General features: G+C 32.4%; 23 protein-coding genes and 1 pseudogene. 12 read left to right on the top strand and 12 right to left on the bottom strand.

Annotation, left to right across the window (positions count from 1 at the left end; translation table 11 throughout):
• The first annotated feature begins 199 nt into the window (after nucleotides 1–199).
• The 9 genes and pseudogenes from porV (at nucleotide 200) to CELLY_RS10445 (ending at nucleotide 9,731) form a co-directional block, all read left to right on the top strand.
• Nucleotides 200–1,351, top strand: a pseudogene (gene porV / locus CELLY_RS10405) (type IX secretion system outer membrane channel protein PorV).
• Nucleotides 1,352–1,834 (top strand): cytidine deaminase, encoded by a 483-nt coding sequence (locus CELLY_RS10410; RefSeq protein WP_013621636.1) that lies wholly within the window; start codon nucleotides 1,352–1,354, stop codon nucleotides 1,832–1,834.
• A gap of 168 nt (nucleotides 1,835–2,002) precedes the next feature.
• A complete protein-coding gene (gene pdhA / locus CELLY_RS10415) occupies nucleotides 2,003–3,001 on the top strand; it encodes a pyruvate dehydrogenase (acetyl-transferring) E1 component subunit alpha (RefSeq protein WP_013621637.1) in 999 nt (332 codons plus the stop codon).
• A gap of 3 nt (nucleotides 3,002–3,004) precedes the next feature.
• The gene (locus CELLY_RS10420) at nucleotides 3,005–4,630 is read left to right on the top strand and encodes a pyruvate dehydrogenase complex dihydrolipoamide acetyltransferase (protein ID WP_013621638.1); all 1,626 of its coding nucleotides are present in this window, start codon (nucleotides 3,005–3,007) and stop codon (nucleotides 4,628–4,630) included.
• 85 nt (nucleotides 4,631–4,715) lie between these two features.
• On the top strand, nucleotides 4,716–5,678 hold the full coding sequence (locus CELLY_RS10425) for a M28 family metallopeptidase (protein ID WP_013621639.1): 963 nt from the start codon (nucleotides 4,716–4,718) through the stop codon (nucleotides 5,676–5,678).
• On the top strand, nucleotides 5,678–6,358 hold the full coding sequence (locus CELLY_RS10430; protein ID WP_013621640.1) for an SDR family NAD(P)-dependent oxidoreductase: 681 nt from the start codon (nucleotides 5,678–5,680) through the stop codon (nucleotides 6,356–6,358). The genes CELLY_RS10425 and CELLY_RS10430 overlap by 1 nt, the downstream gene beginning before the upstream one ends.
• 181 nt (nucleotides 6,359–6,539) lie before the next feature.
• Nucleotides 6,540–7,139 carry a SprT-like domain-containing protein gene (locus CELLY_RS10435; protein WP_013621641.1) on the top strand — a complete coding sequence of 200 codons (600 nt, stop codon included), beginning with the start codon at nucleotides 6,540–6,542 and terminating at the stop codon, nucleotides 7,137–7,139.
• A gap of 4 nt (nucleotides 7,140–7,143) precedes the next feature.
• On the top strand, nucleotides 7,144–8,214 hold the full coding sequence (locus CELLY_RS10440) for a mannose-1-phosphate guanylyltransferase (protein ID WP_013621642.1): 1,071 nt from the start codon (nucleotides 7,144–7,146) through the stop codon (nucleotides 8,212–8,214).
• Nucleotides 8,215–8,225: 11 nt separating this feature from the next.
• Nucleotides 8,226–9,731, top strand: coding sequence for a DUF389 domain-containing protein (locus tag CELLY_RS10445; protein ID WP_013621643.1), 1,506 nt, complete (start codon nucleotides 8,226–8,228; stop codon nucleotides 9,729–9,731).
• Here CELLY_RS10445 and CELLY_RS10450 read toward each other — a convergent pair.
• Both CELLY_RS10450 and CELLY_RS10455 read right to left on the bottom strand, forming a co-directional pair.
• Nucleotides 9,728–10,495 (bottom strand): ABC transporter ATP-binding protein, encoded by a 768-nt coding sequence (locus CELLY_RS10450; protein ID WP_013621644.1) that lies wholly within the window; start codon nucleotides 10,493–10,495, stop codon nucleotides 9,728–9,730. The two genes, CELLY_RS10445 and CELLY_RS10450, sit on opposite strands and share 4 nt — an antisense overlap.
• Nucleotides 10,495–11,232, bottom strand: a complete 738-nt coding sequence (locus CELLY_RS10455) for an MlaE family ABC transporter permease (protein WP_034642898.1) — start codon at nucleotides 11,230–11,232, stop codon at nucleotides 10,495–10,497. The genes CELLY_RS10450 and CELLY_RS10455 overlap by 1 nt, the downstream gene beginning before the upstream one ends.
• Before the next feature lie 113 nt (nucleotides 11,233–11,345).
• Here CELLY_RS10455 and pafA point away from each other — a divergent pair, with 113 nt between their 5' ends.
• Complete coding sequence (pafA, locus tag CELLY_RS10460) at nucleotides 11,346–13,040, top strand: alkaline phosphatase PafA (protein ID WP_013621646.1); 1,695 nt, start codon at nucleotides 11,346–11,348, stop codon at nucleotides 13,038–13,040.
• Here the strand turns inward: pafA and CELLY_RS10465 are convergent.
• The 4 genes from CELLY_RS10465 to gcvP form a co-directional block, all read right to left on the bottom strand.
• Nucleotides 13,037–13,888, bottom strand: a complete 852-nt coding sequence (locus CELLY_RS10465) for a glycosyltransferase family 2 protein (protein WP_013621647.1) — start codon at nucleotides 13,886–13,888, stop codon at nucleotides 13,037–13,039. The two genes, pafA and CELLY_RS10465, sit on opposite strands and share 4 nt — an antisense overlap.
• 21 nt (nucleotides 13,889–13,909) lie before the next feature.
• Nucleotides 13,910–14,434 carry a class I SAM-dependent methyltransferase gene (locus CELLY_RS10470; RefSeq protein WP_013621648.1) on the bottom strand — a complete coding sequence of 175 codons (525 nt, stop codon included), beginning with the start codon at nucleotides 14,432–14,434 and terminating at the stop codon, nucleotides 13,910–13,912.
• 1 nt (nucleotide 14,435) lies between these two features.
• Nucleotides 14,436–15,494 (bottom strand): 3-oxoacyl-ACP synthase III family protein, encoded by a 1,059-nt coding sequence (locus tag CELLY_RS10475; protein WP_013621649.1) that lies wholly within the window; start codon nucleotides 15,492–15,494, stop codon nucleotides 14,436–14,438.
• A gap of 157 nt (nucleotides 15,495–15,651) precedes the next feature.
• Nucleotides 15,652–18,504, bottom strand: coding sequence for an aminomethyl-transferring glycine dehydrogenase (gene gcvP / locus CELLY_RS10480; protein ID WP_013621650.1), 2,853 nt, complete (start codon nucleotides 18,502–18,504; stop codon nucleotides 15,652–15,654).
• A 135-nt stretch (nucleotides 18,505–18,639) separates the two neighbouring features.
• Between gcvP and CELLY_RS10485 the strand changes: the two genes are divergently transcribed.
• Nucleotides 18,640–19,464 carry a UbiA prenyltransferase family protein gene (locus CELLY_RS10485; protein ID WP_013621651.1) on the top strand — a complete coding sequence of 275 codons (825 nt, stop codon included), beginning with the start codon at nucleotides 18,640–18,642 and terminating at the stop codon, nucleotides 19,462–19,464.
• On the opposite strand, the gene CELLY_RS10490 is transcribed toward CELLY_RS10485, so the two are convergent.
• Both CELLY_RS10490 and CELLY_RS10495 read right to left on the bottom strand, forming a co-directional pair.
• A complete protein-coding gene (locus CELLY_RS10490) occupies nucleotides 19,457–19,690 on the bottom strand; it encodes a hypothetical protein (RefSeq protein WP_013621652.1) in 234 nt (77 codons plus the stop codon). The genes CELLY_RS10485 and CELLY_RS10490 overlap by 8 nt on opposite strands.
• A gap of 2 nt (nucleotides 19,691–19,692) precedes the next feature.
• Nucleotides 19,693–20,241, bottom strand: coding sequence for a sigma-70 family RNA polymerase sigma factor (locus CELLY_RS10495; protein ID WP_034643329.1), 549 nt, complete (start codon nucleotides 20,239–20,241; stop codon nucleotides 19,693–19,695).
• Between the two features lie 72 nt (nucleotides 20,242–20,313).
• On the opposite strand from CELLY_RS10495, the gene CELLY_RS10500 reads away from it, so the two are divergent.
• Nucleotides 20,314–20,664: a rhodanese-like domain-containing protein gene (locus CELLY_RS10500; RefSeq protein ID WP_013621654.1), complete on the top strand. Its 351-nt coding sequence runs from the start codon at nucleotides 20,314–20,316 to the stop codon at nucleotides 20,662–20,664.
• 1 nt (nucleotide 20,665) lies between these two features.
• Here the strand turns inward: CELLY_RS10500 and CELLY_RS10505 are convergent, their stop codons facing one another.
• Genes CELLY_RS10505 through CELLY_RS10520 form a run of 4 tightly spaced genes read right to left on the bottom strand, consistent with a single transcriptional unit; the run spans nucleotide 20,666 to nucleotide 23,446 of the window.
• A complete protein-coding gene (locus CELLY_RS10505; protein WP_013621655.1) occupies nucleotides 20,666–21,553 on the bottom strand; it encodes a TIGR01777 family oxidoreductase in 888 nt (295 codons plus the stop codon).
• Between the two features lie 3 nt (nucleotides 21,554–21,556).
• The gene (locus CELLY_RS10510; protein WP_013621656.1) at nucleotides 21,557–21,955 is read right to left on the bottom strand and encodes a hypothetical protein; all 399 of its coding nucleotides are present in this window, start codon (nucleotides 21,953–21,955) and stop codon (nucleotides 21,557–21,559) included.
• A gap of 10 nt (nucleotides 21,956–21,965) precedes the next feature.
• Nucleotides 21,966–22,718, bottom strand: coding sequence for a class I SAM-dependent methyltransferase (locus CELLY_RS10515; protein WP_013621657.1), 753 nt, complete (start codon nucleotides 22,716–22,718; stop codon nucleotides 21,966–21,968).
• Nucleotides 22,712–23,446, bottom strand: a complete 735-nt coding sequence (locus tag CELLY_RS10520) for a DUF2071 domain-containing protein (protein ID WP_013621658.1) — start codon at nucleotides 23,444–23,446, stop codon at nucleotides 22,712–22,714. Before CELLY_RS10520 ends, CELLY_RS10515 begins: the two co-directional genes overlap by 7 nt.
• Nucleotide 23,447 lies beyond the last annotated feature (1 nt).

The raw sequence follows: 23,447 nt of genomic DNA on the forward strand, positions 1-23,447 counted from the left end.
CTTTTTAATAGAAATTTATAGTTGCTTAATAATAAGTAAATAAGGAGTTTTATTTTTTATAGTATATTGGGCATTGTTATGTATTATTAAAAATAAAGTTCTTAATTTATAAGATATTTTGAAAAAGAGCGTTTATTAAAATATTGCACTATTTATTGTAGTGACATTTGGATAAAGAACAGATATTATAAAATTGATGATGAAAAAAATACTAGCCTTAGCACTTTTGGTGTCCGTATATTTTGGTAATGCTCAAGAGCAGAACAGAGCAATTACAACAGCAGTACCTTTTTTAAATATAGCCGCAGACGCCAGAGCTGCAGGTATGGGAGATATGGGGGTTGCCACTTCGGCAGATGCTTATTCCTTACAATGGAACGCTTCAAAATTTGCTTTTGCAGAGTAAAAAATGGGATTTGGTATAAGTTATACTCCTTACCTAGAAAACATAGTTACAGATGTAGCTTTACTTAATGCAACTTTTCATAATAAAATTAATGATAGAAGTGCATTTGCATTTGGACTCCGTTATTTTGGTTTAGGAGAAGTAGAACTTAGGCAAACTATAGATGAACCAGCTAGAATAGCAAAACCAAATGAGTTTGTTTTAGAAGGTGCTTATGCATTAAAATTATCTAATACCTTTTCTATGGGTGTTGGTGGTAGATTTATTACGTCTAATTTAAAATTTCCTTCAGATGATTCTAGTGAAGATACTAGTGCAGCTACAGCTTTTGCCGTAGATATATCTGGTTTTTATAGATCTCCAGAAATTGCTTACGAAAAGTTTGATGGAAGATGGAGAGCAGGGTTTAACATATCTAACCTTGGAAGTAAAATATCATATGACAACAACGGACAAGAAAACTTTTTGCCAGGAAACTTAAAATTTGGAGCAGGGTTTGATTTTATTTTAGATCAAGACAATGTATTATCTATAAATACAGAATTTAATAAGTTATTAGTGCCAACACCACAAGATTTTAATGAAGATGGCCAAATTGATAGTGAAGATAATGAGCGTTACCAACAAATTAGTTTCTTAGAAGGTGCTTTTGATTCTTTTACAGATGCACCAGATGGTTTTAGTGAAGAAATAAAAGAAGTAACATGGGCACTAGGAGCAGAATACACCTACCAAGATGCATTTATGCTTAGAACAGGTTATTTTAATGAAAATGAACAAAAAGGAGCTCGTAAATTCTTTTCACTAGGAGCCGGATTTAAATTTAAAGCTGCACAGGTAGATTTATCTTATTTATTTTCTACATCAAAAATAAAAAATCCGTTAGAAAATACTTTACGTTTTTCTCTTACCTTTAACTTAGGTGAAGAATTATTAAACGACTAAATGAAAAAACATACCTTATCTTTTGATATGTCTGTTTACGACTCTATAAATGAGTTGCCTGAAACAGACAAAAAAATAATGCTCAAAGCCGTAGAAGCACGTAATAATGCATACGCACCTTACTCTAGTTTTTTTGTAGGTGCTGCAGTTTTATTAGAAAACGGAAAAATTGTTTTAGGTAATAATCAAGAAAATGCCGCTTACCCTTCTGGTTTGTGTGCAGAACGTGTAGCTATTTATCAAGCAGCAGCAATATACCCCAATGTTAAAATATGCTCAGTAGCAATTTCAGCTACATCTAAAAATTATAAAGTTTTGGAACCTGCCGCACCTTGTGGTAATTGCAGACAATCTATGATTGAGTATGAGCAAAAACAAAAAGAACCTATGACTTTGTTGTTAATGGGAGAAGAAGGTACTGTGGTAAAATGCAATTCTATCTCTGATATTTTACCGTTAGCATTTAGTAATTCTTTCTTATAAGCTGTTTTTTTTGATGAATTATTTTTTTATTCCTAATTTTTTGATAAAAATTTAATTAAAAAAAACATTCATCAACTAGTCTGTGCTTTTTCTTTAATTTTTTTTTGATAGTGGATTTAATGTGTATTTTTGCTATTCTGTAAAACAGACTTTTTAAAATAGTTTTCAATGAAAAAAATAACCAAAGAAGTTTACCTTAATTGGTACAAGGATATGTTATTCTGGAGAAAGTTCGAGGATAAACTTGCTGCAGTATATATTCAACAAAAAGTTAGAGGTTTTCTACACTTGTATAACGGACAAGAAGCTGTTTTAGCTGGCTCGTTACATGCAATGGATCTTACTAAAGATAAAATGATTACGGCTTACCGTAACCACGTACAACCTATTGGTATGGGTGTAGACCCTAAAAAAGTAATGGCAGAACTTTATGGTAAAGTAACTGGTACATCTAAAGGGATGGGTGGTTCTATGCACATATTTTCTAAAGAACACCGTTTTTACGGTGGTCACGGTATTGTTGGTGGTCAAATTCCTCTAGGAGCTGGTCTTGCATTTGGAGACAAATACGCTGGTAATGATGCTGTTACATTATGTTATATGGGAGATGGTGCTGTAAGGCAAGGATCTTTACATGAAACATTTAACTTAGCTATGCTTTGGCAATTGCCTGTTGTTTTTATTTGTGAAAACAATGGTTACGCAATGGGTACATCTGTAGAAAGAACATCACATTCTACAGAAATTTGGAAACTTGGTTTAGGATATGAAATGCCTTGTAAAGCAGTAGAAGGTATGAACCCTGTAACTGTTGCAGAAGAGGTTAGTAAGGCTGTAGAAAGAGCAAGATCTGGAGGCGGACCAACGTTTTTAGAAATTAAAACATACCGTTACAGAGGACACTCTATGTCTGATGCACAACACTACAGAACTAAAGCAGAAGTAGAGGAATACAAAAAAATAGATCCTATTACTCAAGTTTTAGATGTAATAAAAGAAAATAAATACGCTACAGATGATGAGATTTCAGCTATAGATAAAGAAGTTAAGCGTATGGTAAAGGAGTGTGAAGAATTTGCTGAAAGTTCTGATTACCCACCAGTAAACCAATTATATGATATGGTTTACGAACAAGAAGATTTTCCATTTGTACAACATAAATTATAAAAGATGGCAGTTATAGTAAATATGCCAAGACTTAGCGATACCATGGAAGAAGGTACCGTTGCTGCTTGGCTTAAAAATGTTGGTGATAAAGTAGAAGAAGGAGATATTCTTGCAGAAATAGAAACTGATAAGGCTACAATGGAGTTTGAGTCTTTTAATGAAGGTGTTCTTTTGCATATAGGAATTCAAGAAGGAGATACAGCTCCTGTTGATTCTCTTTTAGCTATTATAGGAGAAGAAGGTGAAGATATTTCTGGATTATTATCTGGTGATGCTTCAGCCAATACTGCTACAGAGGAAAAAGAAGAAGAACCTAAAGATGCTGCTTCGCCTGCAACAGAAAGTTCTACAGCTGCTATTCCTGAAGGAGTAGAGGTTGTAAAAATGCCACGCCTTAGTGATACTATGGAAGAGGGTACTGTTGCTGCTTGGTTAAAACAGGTTGGTGATAAAGTAGAAGAAGGAGATATTCTTGCAGAAATAGAAACAGATAAAGCTACAATGGAGTTTGAGTCTTTTTACTCAGGTACTCTATTATATGTAGGTATAAAAGAAGGAGAATCTTCTCCCGTTGATGAAGTTTTGGCAATTATTGGTCCAGAAGGGACAGATGTAGATGCTGTACTTAAGGCAGGTAGTGGTTCTGCTACTGCTAGTGCACCAGCTGAGGCTCCAAAAGAAGAAACTAAAAAAGAAGAAAAGTCGGCTCCAGTAGAAAATGTAGCTACAGATGGTAAACGTATTTTTGCATCTCCATTAGCTAAGAAAATTGCAGCAGACAAAGGAATAAATTTATCAGACGTAACTGGTTCTGGTGATAACGGAAGAATTATTAAAAAAGATGTAGAAAACTATAAGCCGTCTGCGGCTGCTAATTCTACAACTGCTTCTTCTAGTTCAGTAACGTCAGCTACGCCTCAACCAGCGATTTATGCACCTGTAGGAGAAGAAGGTTTTGAAGATGTTAAAAACTCTTCAATGCGTAAGGTTATTGCAAAAGTTCTTGGTCAGTCTAAATTTACAGCGCCACATTTTTACCTAACTATAGAGGTAGATATGGATAACGCTAAAGCATCTAGAGCACAAATTAATAGTTTGCCAGATACTAAAGTATCATTTAATGATATGGTTTTAAAAGCCTGTGCAATGGCATTAAGAAAACATCCGCAAGTAAATACAACTTGGAAAGATGATGTAACACGTTACAACAAACATATTCATATGGGTGTTGCTGTTGCTGTAGATGAAGGTTTAGTTGTTCCTGTACTTAAGTTTGCAGATCAAATGAGTTTAACAACTATTGGTGCTTCTGTAAAAGACTTAGCAGGTAAGGCAAGATCTAAAAAAATTGCTCCTTCAGAAATGGAAGGCAGTACATTTACAGTATCTAACTTAGGTATGTTTGGAATACAAGAGTTTACGTCAATAATTAATCAACCTAACTCAGCAATACTATCTGTTGGTGCAATTGTAGAAAAACCAGTTGTTAAAAACGGAGAAATTGTAGTAGGTAATACAATGAAGTTAACATTAGCTTGTGATCACAGAACTGTAGATGGTGCTGTTGGTGCTCAGTTTTTACAAACATTAAGAAGTTATATTGAAAATCCTGTTACTATGCTTGCATAATTATAACAGTATTAAATTATATTAAAAAGCATCTCATTAATTAATGAGATGCTTTTTTTATCTTTAGTGCTTAAATAAATTAAATATGAAAAAGACGTTTTATTTTTTAGGGTTATTAGCTGTAGTTTCTTGTTCTAGTGTTGCTCAGAATACAGCAGTAAAAGAGTCTGTAACAGAGGCAACAGAAGTAGATATAAAAAAAATAGTTAGCTTTTTAGCTTCTGATGATTTACAAGGCCGTATGTCTGGATCAGATGGTATAGCAGAAGCAGCTACTTTTATAGAAAATAACTTTAAGGCTAACGGAGTAAAGCCTTTTTTTAAAACGTACAAAGATACATTATCAAATTTTGACTCTAGCAAAGGTGTTGCCTATAATGTAGTGGGTTTTGTAGAAGGTAATGATCCTAAATTAAAAAAAGAATTTATAATTATAGGAGCTCATTATGACCATATTGGTACTGCAAAGGCAGATGGCGATGATGTAATAGCAAATGGAGCTAATGATAATGCTTCTGGTACTGCTGCAGTTATGGAGTTTGCTCGTTATTTTGGAAAAACAAAATCTAACAAAAGGAGCATAATTTTTGCACTATTTTCTGCTGAGGAAATGGGCTTATTAGGCTCTAAACATTTGGCAAAAAAATTAAAGGGAGATAACCTTAACTTGTACACTATGCTTAATTTTGAGATGATAGGTATTCCTATGCAAAATAAAGATTATTTAGCATATTTAACAGGGTTTAATAAGTCTAACTTGGCATCTGTAACAAATACTTACGCTGGTGAAAAAATTGCAGGTTTTTTACCAAAAGCAGGTGACTTTAGGTTGTTTATGAGATCTGATAATTATCCATTTCATAACGAATTTAATGTACCATCACAAACCTATTCTACTTTTGATTTTACAAATTTTGACCATTACCACAAAGTAGGTGATGAGCCAAGTGTAATGGACTTTAATCATATGGCTAGTTTAATAAATAAATTTGCTCCTATAATAAAAAGCATTGCAAATTCAGACACAAAAGAAATACAATACAATTAATGGCAAATATTATAATAACAGGTAGTAGTAGAGGTATAGGTTACCAAATGGCACAGCTATTTGCAAACAACGGACACCAAGTTTTGGCCTTGTCCAGGAATAGTGACCCTATAGCCTCCCTTAAAAATCCTAATATTTTTTCTTTTCCTTTTGATATTTCTGCAGAGGAAGATTTACAAAAAGTTGAAGATTTTATTTCTGCAAACTGGAAACAGGTAGATGTATTAATTAATAATGCAGGAAAATTAGCGAATAAACCCTTTTTAGAAACTACAACAGCAGATTTTGAAGTTGTTTATAAAGTAAATGTTTTTGGTGTAGCAAGTATAACCAAGTTGGTAATACCTAAAATGCCAAAAAACGGACACGTAGTAACTATCAGTTCTATGGGTGGTGTGCAAGGTAGTTTAAAATTTGCTGGCTTATCTGCATACAGTTCTAGTAAAGGAGCCGTAGTTACGTTAACAGAGCTTTGGGCAGAAGAGTTTAAAGAAACGGGCCCGTCTTTTAATGTGCTTGCATTAGGAGCCGTGCAAACAGAAATGCTAGAAGAAGCTTTTCCTGGCTATAAAGCACCAATTACTGCTTTAGAAATGGCAGAATATATTCAAAATTTTGCCCTTACTGGACATAAAATGTACAATGGTAAATTGTTGCAAGTAAGCAATAGTACACCATAACTTTATAAATAATTTAATTGTAAAAAACTGCCTGTTAGTGCTAATAGGCGGTTTTTATTTTGTTGTACATTGTTTAAAAAATTAGAATATCAAATAAATAATAAGAAGAAAAGTTGTATTTTACTACAAAATATACTGTAGTGTACGCCTGTAAAAGGTAGAATCTGTTATTTTTGTATATATGGAGAAAATCCTTCTTAAATACTTACCTGAAAGGGCTGTAACACCTTGCGCTTCATTAATAAAAGTTAATGCAGTGCATCTTAAAATTGTTGGAGATAGAATTACCCGACACGGAGATTATAGAAGATTACCAAACGGAAAGCATCAAATAACAGTAAATGCATCATTAAATAAATATAGATTTTTAATCACTTTAGTACATGAAATAGCACATTTAGTCGCTTTTGAAAAGTATGGAAGAAGAATAAAACCACACGGCCTAGAGTGGAAAAAAACATTTCAGGCATTGATGTTACCTTTTATTAGACCAGAAATTTTTCCAACAAAAGTACTACCAGTTGTAGCAAATCATTTTAAAAACCCAAAGGCAAGTAGTGATACTGATGCTAAATTATCGTTAGCATTAAAGCAATTTGATCCAGTATCAAATAAAACGTATATTTTTGAGTTACCTATTGGTAGTGTATTTAGAATTTACAATGGTAAGCTATTTAAAAAAGGACCAAAAAAAATAAAGAGATACGAATGTGTTGAGCTTTCTAGTGGGAGAACTTATGTTTTTCAGCCAAATGCAGAGGTAGAACTTATTAAAGACTAATCATATGAACAGTAATTATTACGCAGTTATAATGGCAGGCGGTATAGGGTCAAGGTTTTGGCCTGTAAGTACGGCAGAATACCCTAAACAATTTCATGATATGTTAGGCTCTGGCTTTTCATTGATTCAAAAAACTTTTAATAGACTACATAAGTTTATTCCAAAAGAAAACATATTAGTGTTAACTAATGAGAGTTATAACGATTTAGTTTTGGAGCAATTACCTATGCTAACACAAGAGCAGGTAGTTTTAGAGCCAGCAATGCGTAATACAGCTCCTTGTATTTTATATGCAGCACTAAAAATTAAAAAAAGTAATCCTAATGCAGTAATGATTGTTGCGCCTAGTGACCATTGGATAGAAGATGAAAACGCTTTTGAAAATGACGTAAAACAATGTTTTACTAAGTGTGAAAATGAAGATGTGCTTTGTACATTAGGTATAAAACCAACATTTCCTAATACAGGTTTTGGATATATAGAGTTTGATAAAAATCCTGCTGCAGAAATCAAGAAGGTAAATCAGTTTAGAGAAAAACCAGATTATATCACAGCAAAAGAATTTATTAGCCAAGGTAACTTTTTATGGAACGCAGGTATATTTATGTGGAGCGTTAAAACAATAGTTGATGCATTTAAAGCGTTTCAGCCAGAGCAATACCAGTTGTTTAATTCGGGAATAGAAGCTTATAATACTCCAGAAGAGAAAAAATTTATAGCTAAAAATTATGCTTTAGCAGAAAATATTTCTATAGATTATGCCATATTAGAACACTCTAAAAGTATTTATGTGTTGCCCGCAACTTTTGACTGGAATGATTTAGGTACTTGGGGATCTTTGTATGATAAGTTAGATAAAAACGAAAGTAGTAATGCTGTAGTTGGTGCGCAATTGTTAGACCGTAATGCTAGTGGAAACATTGTACGTACAAAAAATGATAAAGTAGTAGTTTTAGATAGTTTAGATGATTTTATTGTAGTAGATAAAGATGATGTTTTATTAATTTGCCCAAAAGAAAAAGAGCAAGACATAAAAGTTATCTTAAACGAGGTAAAAGACAAGTTTGGTAAATAATACCATTGTGTATGAATAATAATACAGAGCAGAATAATAACGTAGCTGGTAATGAAACATCAGATAACGTAAAAAAAGATTTTCAGGGTTTATTAGGATCTACTAAAAAGTTTTTAAAAGAGCTTCTAGATATTCGTAATAACACCGACCAAGAAGCTACTAGAGAATCTATAGTGGCAGATATTCCCTTTAAAGGGCATACTTCTTGGATTTTAATTTGCTCAATTTTTATAGCATCTATAGGGTTAAATGCCAATTCTACAGCGGTAGTAATTGGAGCCATGTTAATTTCTCCGTTAATGGGGCCTATTTTAGGTATGGGGTTGTCATTAGCAATTAATGATATTGATACGCTACGCCGTTCATTAAAAAACTTTGGGGTAATGGTAGTATTAAGTATACTTACCGCCTTTTTATTTTTTAAATTTTTTCCATTAAGAGATGAGTCGTCAGAGCTCCTAGCCCGTACAGCACCAGACATTAGAGATGTTCTTATTGCATTTTTTGGTGGTTTGGCTTTAGTTATTGCTCGTGCTAAAAAAGGAACAATAGCTAGTGTTATTTTTGGTGTGGCAATTGCAACTGCTTTAATGCCTCCTTTATGTACTGTAGGTTTTGGTTTGGCAATTGGTAATTGGGACTATGCTAGTGGTGCAATGTATTTGTTTATTATTAATACTATTTTTATAGCGCTAGCAACATTTTTAGTTATAAAAATATTACGTTTTCCTATGGTGCGTTATGCCAATTCTGAGCGCCGTAGATTAATTAGTAGATTAGCATCTATAGTAGCAATATTAGTTATGGTACCTGCTAGTTGGACGTTTTTTAAGGCTTGGGAAGAGTCTAAGTTTAAAAGTCAAGCTCAACAGTTTATATCAGAAAATATAGCTAAATATAAATTCTCTGGTAATGGTTTGTATTTAAATAATTTGACTAATATAGAGTACCACGGAGGTGATACATCCTTGTTTGATAAAATATTTAGTAAAAATAAAAACGAACAAAAATCTGTAATAGAAGTAATGTTTATGGGTGAAGAACTAGTGCCAGATAATATTATTGCAAGTTGGAATGAAATAAAAAATGAAGATTTTCAAGAGCTACAAAATACAGAGTTAAAAATTATACAAGGTTCTAAAAACAATGAAGTAGACCAAATTAAGTATGTAGATGAGCTTTACCAGGCTAAAAAAGCAGAATTAATGGGTAAAGAAGAAAAAATTGCTTTGTTAGAGAAAGAGTTAATTCAATTGCAAAAAATTGTATCTAAGCAAATACCTTTTAATGATGTAAGCGCAGAAGCCAAAGCTAATTACGAAAATTTAGCATCTATAGGTTACTCTTACACAATACGTACAGACTTTAAAAAGGTAGATACTATTCCTGTTTTTGAGATTAATTGGAAGCCTAAAACAAAATCAAAAGATAAACAAACCGATATTAAAAAAATAGCAGAGTGGTTAAAATTAAGGTTAAAAGATAAAAATATTCAAGTAAGGGAACTTGCTAATTAGTTACGTTCCTCAATATACATTTGTCTTACTTTTTTAAACAACTCAGAAGAATACACAAAATCTGTTACAGCTACGTTGTCTGTCTTAAAAATTTCTTTATTGGTGCCTTCCCATTCTTTATGACCGTTTTTTAGAAAAAGTATTTTTTCACCAATTTCCATAACAGAGTTCATATCATGAGTATTAATTATTGTAGTAATATCGTATTCCTGAGTAATTTCTTGAATAAGATTATCTATTAATATTGCTGTTTTGGGGTCTAATCCAGAGTTGGGCTCATCACAAAATAAGTACTTAGGGTTCATTACTATTGCCCTTGCAATTGCAACCCTTTTTTGCATACCTCCAGATATTTCTGAAGGATATTTATGGTGAGCGTCTATTAAGTTAACACGTTTTAAAACAGTATTAACACGGTCTTGCATTTCAGATTTAGATTGTTTGGTAAACATTTCTAAAGGAAACATTACGTTGCCTTCTACCGTAAGAGAGTCAAACAAGGCACTTCCTTGAAAAACCATACCCATTTCTTGTCTTAGGTTTCTTTTTTGGTCGGCAGATAAATCGTTGTAAATATCTCCGTTGTAACAAATATAGCCTTCATCTGGAGTAAATAAGCCTAGTAAGCACTTTAAAAATACAGTTTTACCAGAACCACTTTGCCCAATAATTAAGTTTGTTTTTCCTTTTTCAAAATCTGTAGTTACACCTTTTAAAATGTGTGCTTCTCCAAAAGATTTGTGTAGGTTGTTTACTTCTATCATTATCCTAATAATAATTGGGTTAATATGTAATTTAAAATAATAATAGCAACACTTGTCCAAACAAAGGCAGTGGTACTTGCTTTACCAACTTCTAATGCGCCACCTTTCATGTAATACCCATGAAAAGATGGTATGGTAGCTATAACAAAAGCAAATATTATAGACTTTATAAAGGCATATGTAACGTGGTAAGGAATAAAGTCTAGCTGTATTCCTTCAATAAAACTTGCGCTTGTAGTAAAACCTCCAAAAACACCAGCTATCCAACCTCCAAAAATGCCAACATACATTGCAATGGCTATGGCAAATGGGTACAATAGCAATGCTATAATTTTAGGAAAAACCAAATAATTTAAAGAGTTTACACCCATAACCTCTAAGGCGTCAATTTGTTCTGTTACACGCATTGTGCCTATGCTAGATGTAATGTAAGAACCAACTTTACCTGCCATTATTATAGAGGTAAACGTGGGAGCAAACTCTAAAATAACAGATTGTCTAGCGGCAAAACCAATTAAACTTTCTGGTATTAACGGGTTGGTAAGGTTTAAAGCAGTTTGTATGGTTACTACACCACCAATAAAAAACGAAATAAATATAATGATACCTAAGGAACCAAAAACCAATTCGTCTATTTCTTTTAAAATAAGTTTTTTCATAATAGACCACTTTGTAGGTTTTTTAAAAACCTCCTTAATCATTATAAAATAACTACCAATAGATGCTATGTAATTCATATAAAATAGACTTCTGTCTGTAAAAATAATAATATTAACTTTCATTTGACATCCAAATAAAAAAATTAAAAGTTTATTTATTTACATTTACGCTATCAATAAAATTATTTGCAATGAAAAGAAGTCTATTTGTAGCATTATTAGCTGTTTGTTTTTTTACAAATACAGACAATGTTAATGCACAAAAAAAATCTAAAAGAAAAAATAAAAATACTGTTGAGGAATTAGCTTCTGTATCTGTAAAATCTAACCCTAAGTTAGTTGTAGGTATTGTGGTAGACCAAATGAGGTATGATTATCTTACACGCTTTTACAACCAGTATGGAGAAGGTGGTTTTAAACGTATGGTTAATGAAGGTTTTAATGCCAAAAATCATCATTTTAACTATGCACCTACAAGTACTGGTCCAGGACATACATCTGTTTACACAGGGACCACACCGTCTATGCATGGCGTAATTGGTAACAATTGGTACGACAAAAATTTGGGCGTAAATGTTTATTGTGCAGGAGATAGTAATTACAACTCTGTTGGTACTGACGGTAGTGAAGGAAAAATGAGTCCGCACAGAATGTTAACTACAACTGTTACAGATCAGTTGCGTTTACACACTCAAAAAAAAGGTAAGGTAATAGCAGTTGCTATAAAAGATAGAGGAGCTGTTTTACCTGGTGGCCACGCGGCTAATGCAGCGTATTGGTTTGTTGGTAAAGATGAAGCTAATTTTATTACAAGCTCTTACTATATGAACAGTTTACCTGCTTGGGTAAACAATTTTAATGCTTCAGACGCAGCAGAAAAATATAAAAAACCTTGGACTACTTTAAAAGATATTAGTACGTACCAAGAAAGCGGTAGTGATGAAAATAACTACGAGGGAAAATTTAAAGGAGAGACAACAACTTCTTTTCCTCATAATTTGCCTGCTTTATGGGATAAAAATAGAGGTTTTGATATTATTAAGGCAACACCTTACGGAAACAGTTTAACTGCAGATTTTGCTATAGCTGCTTTAAAAGGAGAGCACTTAGGAAAAGATAATATAACCGATTTTTTAGCAATTAGCTTTTCTTCTACAGATTATGTTGGTCATCAATTTGGAGTAAACTCTAAAGAGATTGAAGATACTTACATTCGTCTAGATCAGGACTTAGAAAGATTATTTAATGAATTAGATGCAGAAGTTGGTAAGGGAGAGTATACTGTATTTTTAAGTGCAGATCATGCAGCTATACAAGTTCCTACGTATTTAAAAGATAGTAAAATACCTGGTGGTTATGTAAATTATAAGGACATGTCTACTAAGTTAAATGAATGGGCTAAATTTAAATTTGGTTCTGAGGATTTAATTAAAAATATATCTAATAATCAAATATTTTTAGACCATAAAGTTATTGCTAATCTTGATTTAGATTTGCAAACAGTACAAGAAGCTTTTGCTCAAGAATTACTTACTTTTAGTGATGTAGATATGGCTTATACAGCTTACCAAATGTGGCAGAATGAGTACACAAGAGGTATACCATACATATTGCAAAATGGATACAATCAAAAACGATCTGGTGATGTTTTAGTAGTGTTAAAGCCTGGTTATATAAGTTACTCTAGAACAGGGTCTACACACGGTTCTCCTAGGGTTTATGATACTCATGCGCCTTTATTGTTTTTTGGAAAAGGAATTAAACAAGGGAGCACAGTTGCACCAACTGAAATACCAGATATTGCACCAACAATTTCTGCATTGTTAGGCATAGCATCACCAAATGGTACAACAGGAAAACCTATTGAGGCTGTATTAGAGAATTAAACTAATTTACGTTTAATATTTTTCCAACGAAGATTACGAATAAAATTGCCTTCTTCTGGTGTTACCAGAAAGGGCAATTTTTCTTTTTTAGCATTTTTATAGCCTGTTAAGTTGTCTAAAAATACTGCTGCTTTTTTCTGCTTTAAAGCCATTTTTAAAGAAGCAATACAACTTATTGTAAAACCATAGCGCATACGGTACATTGCCTGTCCTTGTAATAGTTTTGCTTGTTTATTATAGGCATTACCCGTTGGTCTAAGGTGTTTTACTTTTAAATTGTTGTTTGTAACTATTGTAAAATTGTGGTATTGTGCTAGTAGCTCATCTACGGTATCCCAACCCATAGCGCTGCGTAAGCCATTAATTTTATTAAAACAAGATTTGCTATATGCCTTAAATGCACCGCGAACGTGGTCCTTGTTCATTGGGTGGTTTAGTATCCAGTTGCCATCCTTGTCTTCTTCGTAAGCAAAACCACCAGCTATGCCAATTTTTTGATTAGACATAAATATAGAAGCAATTTCTTCAAAGTAATTATTAGGTAAAATTATGTCTGCATCTAATTTTACAATAAAGTCATACTTAGAATCTATAACGGCTAACCCTTTGTTAAAAGCATTTACAACTTTACTGCCAGGCATATGCTTAGTAGATGAAGTAGTGTTTACTATTTTAAAAATTGGGTATTTTTTTGCGTAAGAATTAATAATAGACGCGGTAGTGTCTGTAGAGTTATCATTTACAATAACTACTTGTTTTGGTTTTTTGGTTTGATGAAGAATAGAATCTAGTGTTTTTGCAATAAAGGCTTCTTCATTGTGAGCAGGAATTATAATGTAGTACATCATACTTAAAAAGATAAAAAGATATTATTTTTTTCTTTCTGCATATACAATATAATATCTAGGTGTAAAACTACGTAGAATTGGTCTAATGCCAATTTTATTTATAGGATTAGTCCATTTGGCAGAATCTTTTATTTCCCAGCCAGCTTTTTCTAAAAGCCAGTCAAACTGCCAATCTTCAAACTCGTGGTAGTGTCTATCCCATTTATCAGTTTTACTTCTATAGGCAGGAGCAAACCATAAGTTAAGCGGAATGCTAGCAACAAGCTTATCACTCTTTATTTCTTTTAAAATATTAAGTGGAGCTAATAAATGCTCAAAAATTTCAAATGCAGTTACAACTTCTGTTTTAGAAGTAGTTACAGAAGAAAAATCTACGTCTAAATCTTCTCCGCTAGTATTAGTTACATTAAAGCCTTGTGAGGTCATTAATTTAGATAAAGGGTTTTTAACTCCTAAATCTAAAATACTCTCTGTAGTATTAATGTGTTTATTAAGAAACTTTAGCGTATGTTTAAAACGTTTGCTAGGATATGTTTTTTCGTACATTTTAATATCTGTAAACTATGGCATTGATGTTCATACCAGCGCCAACACTCGCAAATATAACAACATCTCCTTTTTTTACAGCGTGATTTTCTAATTTTCCTCTTTTAACCAAATCAAACAGGGTAGGCACGGTAGCAACAGAGCTGTTACCAAGCTTGTAGATATTCATAGGCATAATATCTTCAGGCATTGGTTTGTTGTAAAGTTTGTAAAACCGTTGCACAATTGCTTCATCCATTTTTTCATTGGCTTGGTGTATAAATATTTTTTTTACATCGTTTATATCTACACCACTTTTATCTAAGCAATCTTTCATAGCCTGCGGTACATGAGTAACTGCAAACTCATATATTTTACGGCCGTGCATTTTTATGTACCTAGTATTGTTGTTTTCTTCCTTGTTGTAAGATTCTCCAAAGAACAAGTAATTAGCCTCGTTATGAGCAAAAGTTGCAGCATTGTGTGCTAAAATATCACCTGTATTTTCTGTGTTTTCTACTATTGTTGCCCCAGCACCATCAGAATATATCATAGAGTCTCTATCATAAGGGTCTATAACCCTAGATAAAGTTTCTGCACCAATAACTAAACATTTATTGGCTAGGCCAGCTTTTATAAATGCGTAAGCTTGTATCATACCTTGTATCCAACCAGGACATCCAAATAAAATATCATACGCAATACATTTTGGATTTTTTATTTGCAATAAATGTTTTACTCTGGTAGCTAAACTCGGCAGTGTATCTGCTTGTGTTTGTCCGTATGTTACATCACCAAAGTTATGGGCAACTATAATATAATCTATAGTTTCTTTGTCTATTTTAGCATCCTCAATAGCTCTTTCTGCTGCTAAATAGGCAATATCTGATGTGTTAAGTTCTTTTTTTGCGTATCTCCTTTCTGCTATTCCGGTTATTTTTTTAAATTTTTCAATAATAACTTCATTAGAATTAGGAATAGGAGACCCATCTGTGTTTAAAAAAGTATGATTGATAAAGTCTGTGTTTAAGGTAGTTATGGTAGGTATATAGCTACCTGTTCCTGTAATTCCGATATGCATAATTAGATTTTAATTTAACACGATGAAGTTACAAAAAACACTTTTAAAAAACTATGCATGCATAATAAATTGTATGATGTTCAAGCTTAAAAAAAGAAATAAAAAAAGCCGTTTAGTTAATGCTAAACGGCTGTAAGGTATTGTATTTATTGATGTTTTAAGCTTCCATATAAGCTTCAATAGGAGCGCAAGTACAAATTAAATTACGGTCTCCATACGCTTCATCTACACGTCTAACTACAGGCCAAAATTTGTTATCTGCAATGTGCTCTAACGGAAATGCTGCTTTTTGTCTGCTATAAGGAAAATCCCAAACATCATTAGTAACCATATCTAATGTGTGTGGAGAATTTTTTAAAACATTGTTAGGGTTGTCTAAAGTAGCTTCATCAATTTCTGCTCTAATAGACAACATTGTGTCACAAAAGCGATCTAACTCTGCTAAACTTTCACTTTCTGTAGGTTCTATCATTAGGGTTCCTGCTACAGGGAAAGACACTGTTGGTGCATGAAAACCATAGTCCATTAAACGTTTGGCAATATCTGTAACTTCTATACCATTTTGTTTAAATGGTCTACAATCAATAATCATTTCATGTGCAGCTCTTCCTTTTTCTCCAGTATATAAAACATCAAACTTACCACTTAACCTTTCTTTAATATAGTTGGCGTTTAAAATTGCTATTGATGTAGATTGTCTTAAGCCTTCTTCGCCTAGCATAACAATATAACCGTAAGAAATTAAACAAACCAATGAGCTACCCCAAGGAGCAGAAGATATTGCCGTTATAGCTTTTTCTCCTCCGGTTTTAATTACTGGGTTGCCAGGTAAAAACGGAACCAATTGTGGTGCAACACAGATAGGGCCAACACCAGGACCTCCACCGCCATGAGGAATAGCAAAAGTTTTATGTAAGTTAAGGTGGCAAACATCTGCGCCAATATTACCAGGGTTTGTTAAGCCAACTTGTGCATTCATATTAGCGCCATCCATATAAACTTGGCCACCATTGTCATGTATAAGTTGTGTAACTTCTTTAATAGAAGACTCAAAAACACCGTGTGTAGATGGGTATGTTACCATTAAGGCCGCTAAATTATCTTTATGTAATTCTGCTTTTTCTCTTAAGTCATTAACATCTATATTTCCGTAATCATCTGTTTTGGTAACTACAACTTTCATACCTGCCATTACAGCAGAGGCAGGGTTTGTACCGTGTGCAGAAGCAGGAATAAGACATATGTTTCTGTGCGCTTCGTTTCTAGACTCATGGTATGCTCTAATTACCATTAAACCTGCATATTCTCCTTGTGCGCCAGAGTTTGGTTGTAAAGATGTTGCGGCAAAACCAGTAATTTCACTTAAATGATCTTCTAATCTTTTTAATAAAATTTGATATCCTTCTGCTTGGTCTACAGGAGCAAACGGATGAATGTTACCCCATTGTGCTGAGCTTAACGGAAGCATTTCTGATGCAGCATTTAGTTTCATAGTACAAGATCCTAAAGAAATCATAGAATGATTTAATGCTAAATCTTTACGTTCTAATTTTTTTATGTAACGCATTAATTCTGTTTCTGAGTGATAAGAATTAAAAACTTCATTTTCTAAAAATGGAGTATTACGTTGTAAAGAAGAAGGAATAACAGTTTGTACATCTTCAGTAAATGAAGCAGTATTTTCAGCTTTATTAAGTTCTGCAAAACAAGCTGCTATAGCTTCAAAATCTTTTTTAGATGTAGCTTCATTAATAGATATAGATACGGTAGTATCATTAATATAGTTAAAGTTTATTTTTTTGCTTTCTGCAATTGTTTTTAATGCACTGGCATCCTTAACTTCTATCTTAATTGTATCAAAATAAACAGTATTAAGTTGTTTAAAACCTAATTTTTCAATTGCTGTTGCAGTATTTATTGTAGTGTTGTGTACTTTGTTAGCAATATACTCTAACCCTTTTGGACCGTGATATACAGCATACATACCAGCCATAACAGCTAGTAAAACTTGTGCTGTGCAAATATTAGATGTAGCCTTGTCTCTTTTAATATGTTGCTCTCTGGTTTGTAAGGCCATACGCAATGCTGGTTTACCATCTGTATCTTTGGTAACACCAATAATTCTGCCAGGAATATTTCTTTTATAGGCTTCTTTTGTTGCAAAAAAAGCAGCATGTGGGCCACCGTATCCTAACGGAATACCAAAACGTTGTGTAGTACCAACAACAACATCTACTCCAAATTCTGCAGGAGCTTTAAGCTTTACTAAGCTTAATATATCTGCGGCAACGGCAACTTTTATGTTATTTTGGTTGCAATTATCTACAAAACTAGCATAGTCATTTACTTGTCCGTATTTACCTGGATATTGAAGTAAGGCACCAAAGAAATCTGCACCAAAAGTAAACTCTTCATGATTACCAATTACAAGTTCTATACCTATTGGTGTAGCACGTGTTTGTAATAATGATAATGTTTGTGGTAGTATTTCTTCAGAAACAAAAAACTTAACTACATTTTCCTTTTTCTGAGGTCTGCTACGTACATCAAAAAGCATAGCCATTGCTTCTGCAGCAGCTGTACTTTCATCTAATAATGATGCGTTAGCTAATTCCATACCTGTTAAATCACAAACCATAGTTTGAAAATTTAATAAGGCTTCTAAACGGCCCTGAGCAATTTCTGCTTGGTAAGGCGTATAGGCAGTATACCAACCTGGGTTTTCTAGAATATTTCTTTTAATAGGAGAGGGTAGTAGCCCTTCATTATATCCTAAACCAATGTAAGATTTAAAAACTTTATTCTTGTCTGCAAGTTCTTGTAAGTGCTCTAAATACTCATTTTCACTTAAAGCTTCAGGTAAATTTAAGTTGTTTTTAAGCTTAATATCATCTGGGATGGTTTCATATATAAGCTGGTCTAAATTTTCAACTCCAACAGTTTTAAACATCTGCTGGTAATTATTTTCATTTATACCAATGTGTCTTAAGGCAAACAAATCTGTTCTCATATTCTAGAGTGTTTTTTATAAAAAGATGCGCAAAATTAATGATAATTTTTTTCAAAATTGCTAAATTCAAGAGTACTTCATCTAAAGTTTTTAACGAATAATTAATGTTATGAACAGTTTAGTTACATTTGTGTAATGAAGCTGGTAAAGCAAATTTTTAATTTTTACTTAGATGCAAGCATACATGTGGCTGCATCTGTGTTTTGTTTGCTAGAAATTACGGCACTTATTTTAGATATAACCATAAACCAAAACTTAGCTTATTTTTGTTTTTTTAGTACAATTGTGTGCTATAATTTTATAAAATATGGAGTAGAGGCAAAAAAATATGTTTTGGTTGCTAATAAGTATCATAAAAATATACAGGTGTTTAGTTTTATTGCATTAGCCTTTGCAGTTTACTTTTCATTTTTTCTACATAAAGATGTGTGGTATTGTATGGGAGCTTTGGGCTTATTTACGGGCTTGTATGCGGTGCCGGTTTTGCCAAATGCTAAAAACTTAAGAAGTTTTGGTGCATTAAAGGTATTTATGGTAGCTATTGTATGGGCAGGTGTAACGGTATTACTGCCGGTTTTGTCTGCCAATATGAGTTTAACTACAGACGTATGGATTGAAACTTTTCAGCGTTTTTTAATTGTGCTGGTTTTGTTAATGCCTTTTGAAATTAGAGATTTACAGTATGATTCTCCTGCGCTTAAAACCATACCACAAAGATTTGGAGTTATACATACTAAAATAGCAACAGGTATAGTGGTACTTATTTTCTTTTTTGTGACTTATTTAAAAGATACTATTACACCTTTAGATTTAATAGCAAAAGGTATATTGTTTATTAGCTTTGGCTTTTTAGTGCAATACACACAAGGTAAACAAGGAAAATATTTTGCTTCTTTTTGGGTAGAAGCTTTTCCTATATTTTGGTTTGTAATTGTATATGTTGCTAATTACTTTATTTAGTAACCTCTTCTTGTAGTTTTTGTTTCATTTTAATCTTTTCTTGTTCGGATAAAGATTGCAAATGTGCTTTTTCACAAAGCGATGTAAATTCTGTGTTTTTTCTAGAAAATTGAGGGCAAGTTTTACATATTGCAAGATGAATATATAAACTTATTTTTTCAAAAAAAGTAGCCTCTTTGTATTGTTTTTTGTTGCAGATTTTAGCTGCTTTTTCGCAAGAAATCATAATTAAAACCAATTAGTATTTAAGCATCCCATTAAAGTAGTTCTAGCTCTATGGATTATTACCCATAGGTTAGACGCGTTAATGCCAAGTTCATTACAAATATCTTCTGTACTTACTCCTTGTATTGTTTTCATTTTAAAAACCAATGCTTGTTTCTTAGGCAATTTAGCAATACAATCTTGAATTGCAAGGCCTAATTCTGTATTTTCTAAATCACTGTTGTCTAACTTGCTATATGGGTCAGCTACTTGTTCTTCTAGCCAATCTCCATCAGAGTCTATGTTAGAGTTGTACGTCATTCTAACCTCTGCTTTACCTTTGTTAGAATTTATTTTACGGTAATGGTCTATCACTTTTCTTTTTAAAATAGCAATAAGCCACGTACGTTCAGCGGCATCTCCTTTGTAATTTTTAGCAGATTTTAATCCTGCAAAAAAAGTTTCTTGTACTAGATCTTTAGCAATTTCAGAATCGCTTACTCTAGCTACGGCATAATTAAATAGATAATCTGCGTAATTATCTACCCAAGTATCTGGATTAAGGTGGTGCATTAGTTCTTGTTGATTTTTCAAATGTAGGGGATTTTTAATTAATTTGTTTAGTTTTGAAGAAAACAAAATTTTATGAGACCATTTTTAAATTCACTGTTTATACTACTGTTTTTAACTGCTTGTTCACAAAGTAAGTCAAAACATATCACAGAATTTTCACAAAATGATATAAAAAATGCTTTGTTAATAGATGTACGTACTTCTGATGAGTACGGTTTGGGTCATTTAAAAAATGCAAAAAATGTAGATGTTTTGCAAAATACATTTGTAGCTTATTTTGATAGTATACCAAAAACCAAAACAATATACGTGTATTGTAAAAGTGGTGGCAGAAGTGCTAAAGCAGCTGAAAAATTAGCAGCATTAGGTTATAATGCTATAAATTTAGAAGGTGGTTACGATGCTATAAAAAACAAAAAATAGCTTATTTAATTAAGTTTTTTAAGGCAGCTTCTAAAGTAGCGTATTTAAATTTAAATCCGTTTTTTAGTAGTTTTTCAGGATAGACATTCATACTATTTAAAATTAAACTTGGCTCTGTGCCTATAATAAAACCACCTATTTTTAGCATCCAAGCAAATGCAGGTAAACCAAAAGGCACCTTAAGCGTTTTTCTTATGGTGGCCATTAACTTTTTGTTAGATTTTGCATCTGGTGCTGCAACAACAATAGGCCCTATAATTTTAGAGTTTTCTATTGCAAAATTTGTAATGGATACAAAGTCTTTAATATGTACCCAGCTTACCATTTGGTTTCCGTTACCTTGTTTACCTCCAAGTCCAAATTGAGCTATTTTTTTTAAAGGAACCAATGCACCACCATTTTTTCCAAAAACTAATGATATGCGCAAAGCTACTTTTCTTGTGTTGTAATTTTTTATACTACCAAAAGCTTTCTCCCAAGCTAAGCCTACATCTAACATAAAGTCTTCTCCGTTTTCTTCTTTGTTTGGGTGAGATATAGCTGCAGAAGAAGCATTTAACCATACTTTTGGAGGGGTGTCTACCAAATTTATAGCTTTGCCAAGCGCAAGAGTAGAATCTATTCTAGAGTTTAAAATAAGTTCTTTGTTTTTTTTAGTAAACCTACAGTCTACGGATTTGCCTGTTAAATTTATAAGTACATCTGCATTATTTAAACAAGTATGCCAAGTACCAATAGTTTTTGCATCCCATTGCACATAATTAATATTTTTGGTTTGGTAAGGTTTACTACGCGTTAGTACAACAATGGCTGTAAACTTACTAGCGTAAAAATCTAGTAACTCATTTCCTAAAAAACCTGTTCCGCCTGCAATTACTAGTTTACTCATATATTAATTATTAAAATAAATGGTGAAAAATACTGTAGATAAATATACCCAAAATACACTGAATATTATGTGTATTATTGTTTCAAATTTTTTGCCTTTCCAAAGTTTTTTTGAGTACACAAAAAATTGAAAAAATAACCTAAATGTCCAAAATATAGCTAAGCCTAAAACAACTTTATTTCCTAAAGTTGTTTCTATAAGTTCTGTTGCAGATGTTACACATAATAACCCCATTAAAAAAACGGTTAACGCAATAAAAAATGTATGCGTAGTCATCATCTGCCTGTTTATTAACGCTAAGGTTTGCAATTCTATTTTCCAATTAAAATACTTTGGAAAAATAATGTGTACTAATGCTAAAACCATTAATAGCGTACCAATAATGTATATATGAATTTGCATATTTTTTTGTTTAATTGCTACAGTTAAAAACCGACATAAAGGGTGTAAATTTTACTTCTTCAATTTTAGAAAAGCCAGCATTTTTAAACGCATTCTTCCAAGTTTTTCGGCTAAAAAAATGAGTAAAACCAATAGAGAAGGCTAAGAAATTTGGTATATCTCTTAAATGTTCTACCATTATTATTTTTCCTTCTGGTTTACATATTCTTTTACATTCTTTTAAAAACGTTTCTTTTTCTTTATTGTTTCTTATTTCATGTGCTGCAGATAATAAAAATACAAGGTCTGTACTATGGTCTTTAAGCGGAATTTTATTAGTTGTTATTTGCTTTGTGTTTGGGTATGTTAAGCTAACATTGCGCGCCCTTACAATGGCAGGCTCTGTATGCTGTTTTTTATTGTAAAAATCGAATACTTTTATTTCTGATGTTGGAAATTTAGTCTGAAGAATAAAACTTGTTTCATCAAAACCAGCATTAATATTTACAATTTTTTTTACACTAGCATTGTCATTTATATGTGGTTGCAACCATTTAAAACTGTAGTAGCCGGAAAAATCGTAAACATATGCAGAAACTAGAAGAGGAGTTACTAAGCCATAAACAAATGCACTAATTGTAATCCATACTATTATAGTAGGTAGTTTTAGTAATAATATAACTGTTAATGCAATGGCTAATACAAGTAAGCCAATAACATAAAAATGCCTGTTAAAACTTAAAATATTTAATACCCCTTGAAATTTTTTTCGGTTTGTTACCATAATTCTAGTTTTCCTTTTTTCCAATAATATGGTATGTTTTTTATGCAAAAAGCATTAGCTAAAACAGCGTTTTTAAACCCGACTTCTTTTAAAAAATTAAAGTGATATTCATTGATATATATAGGAGATGGTTTCCAATTTTGCCGCACTCCTTCAATAATTAAAATGCTATTTTTTTCTTTATTGTACGTAAAAGTAAACGGTAATGGTCCTGCAAACCTACGTGCTTCTTTGTAGGTGCTAAAAGGTGAGTTTTTAGGCAGGTTAACATCGTTTAAGTTATTATTATAATCAATTTTAAAGTTTGAATTTAAAGAGGTTATTTGTGTGTTTTTAAGTTCTTTTTTAATTGTAATGTCTGTTGTGGTGTAGTTGTAATGTGTAAAAATATTACCCATAAACTGCATTTTCTTTTTATTGGTTTCTGACTTTAAAATATACAATCCTCGTAAGCGCTTACCTGCCTTGTTAGTGTATGTAACAAAAACTCTATAGCCTATTAAAAAAAAGTTATTGCCCATAAATTTAGGCAACCCTTTAGGTCGTAAATCTTTTGTTTGTACCATTGCAACAGCTACAAAAGCCCATTTGTCTTTAAACGTGTCTAGTTGTAAGTGTTTTGGTATCCTGTGTGCTAATTCTTCTTTGGGAATGGCAAAAGTAAGTACAGTAGAGTTTGTAAAAAAAGCTTTAACCGCAAACGGATGATTTTTTAATGATGCTACCATA

The organism is Cellulophaga lytica DSM 7489 (assembly GCF_000190595.1).
Lineage (GTDB): Bacteria > Bacteroidota > Bacteroidia > Flavobacteriales > Flavobacteriaceae > Cellulophaga > Cellulophaga lytica.

Excerpts from the sequence above, each read along its gene's own strand:
- CELLY_RS10450 (WP_013621644.1), bottom strand. The coding sequence starts at position 10,495 with ATGATAGAAGTAAACAACCTACACAAATCTTTTGGAGAAGCACACATT.
- CELLY_RS10430 (WP_013621640.1), top strand. The coding sequence starts at position 5,678 with ATGGCAAATATTATAATAACAGGTAGTAGTAGAGGTATAGGTTACCAA.
- CELLY_RS10420 (WP_013621638.1), top strand. The coding sequence starts at position 3,005 with ATGGCAGTTATAGTAAATATGCCAAGACTTAGCGATACCATGGAAGAA.
- pafA (WP_013621646.1), top strand. The coding sequence starts at position 11,346 with ATGAAAAGAAGTCTATTTGTAGCATTATTAGCTGTTTGTTTTTTTACA.
- gcvP (WP_013621650.1), bottom strand. The coding sequence starts at position 18,504 with ATGAGAACAGATTTGTTTGCCTTAAGACACATTGGTATAAATGAAAAT.
- CELLY_RS10440 (WP_013621642.1), top strand. The coding sequence starts at position 7,144 with ATGAACAGTAATTATTACGCAGTTATAATGGCAGGCGGTATAGGGTCA.
- CELLY_RS10515 (WP_013621657.1), bottom strand. The coding sequence starts at position 22,718 with ATGGTAACAAACCGAAAAAAATTTCAAGGGGTATTAAATATTTTAAGT.
- CELLY_RS10500 (WP_013621654.1), top strand. The coding sequence starts at position 20,314 with ATGAGACCATTTTTAAATTCACTGTTTATACTACTGTTTTTAACTGCT.
- CELLY_RS10490 (WP_013621652.1), bottom strand. The coding sequence starts at position 19,690 with ATGATTTCTTGCGAAAAAGCAGCTAAAATCTGCAACAAAAAACAATAC.
- CELLY_RS10475 (WP_013621649.1), bottom strand. The coding sequence starts at position 15,494 with ATGCATATCGGAATTACAGGAACAGGTAGCTATATACCTACCATAACT.
- CELLY_RS10455 (WP_034642898.1), bottom strand. The coding sequence starts at position 11,232 with ATGAATTACATAGCATCTATTGGTAGTTATTTTATAATGATTAAGGAG.
- CELLY_RS10510 (WP_013621656.1), bottom strand. The coding sequence starts at position 21,955 with ATGCAAATTCATATATACATTATTGGTACGCTATTAATGGTTTTAGCA.
- CELLY_RS10470 (WP_013621648.1), bottom strand. The coding sequence starts at position 14,434 with ATGTACGAAAAAACATATCCTAGCAAACGTTTTAAACATACGCTAAAG.
- CELLY_RS10505 (WP_013621655.1), bottom strand. The coding sequence starts at position 21,553 with ATGAGTAAACTAGTAATTGCAGGCGGAACAGGTTTTTTAGGAAATGAG.
- CELLY_RS10485 (WP_013621651.1), top strand. The coding sequence starts at position 18,640 with ATGAAGCTGGTAAAGCAAATTTTTAATTTTTACTTAGATGCAAGCATA.
- CELLY_RS10410 (WP_013621636.1), top strand. The coding sequence starts at position 1,352 with ATGAAAAAACATACCTTATCTTTTGATATGTCTGTTTACGACTCTATA.
- CELLY_RS10495 (WP_034643329.1), bottom strand. The coding sequence starts at position 20,241 with ATGCACCACCTTAATCCAGATACTTGGGTAGATAATTACGCAGATTAT.
- CELLY_RS10465 (WP_013621647.1), bottom strand. The coding sequence starts at position 13,888 with ATGATGTACTACATTATAATTCCTGCTCACAATGAAGAAGCCTTTATT.
- CELLY_RS10435 (WP_013621641.1), top strand. The coding sequence starts at position 6,540 with ATGGAGAAAATCCTTCTTAAATACTTACCTGAAAGGGCTGTAACACCT.
- pdhA (WP_013621637.1), top strand. The coding sequence starts at position 2,003 with ATGAAAAAAATAACCAAAGAAGTTTACCTTAATTGGTACAAGGATATG.
- CELLY_RS10520 (WP_013621658.1), bottom strand. The coding sequence starts at position 23,446 with ATGGTAGCATCATTAAAAAATCATCCGTTTGCGGTTAAAGCTTTTTTT.
- CELLY_RS10425 (WP_013621639.1), top strand. The coding sequence starts at position 4,716 with ATGAAAAAGACGTTTTATTTTTTAGGGTTATTAGCTGTAGTTTCTTGT.
- CELLY_RS10445 (WP_013621643.1), top strand. The coding sequence starts at position 8,226 with ATGAATAATAATACAGAGCAGAATAATAACGTAGCTGGTAATGAAACA.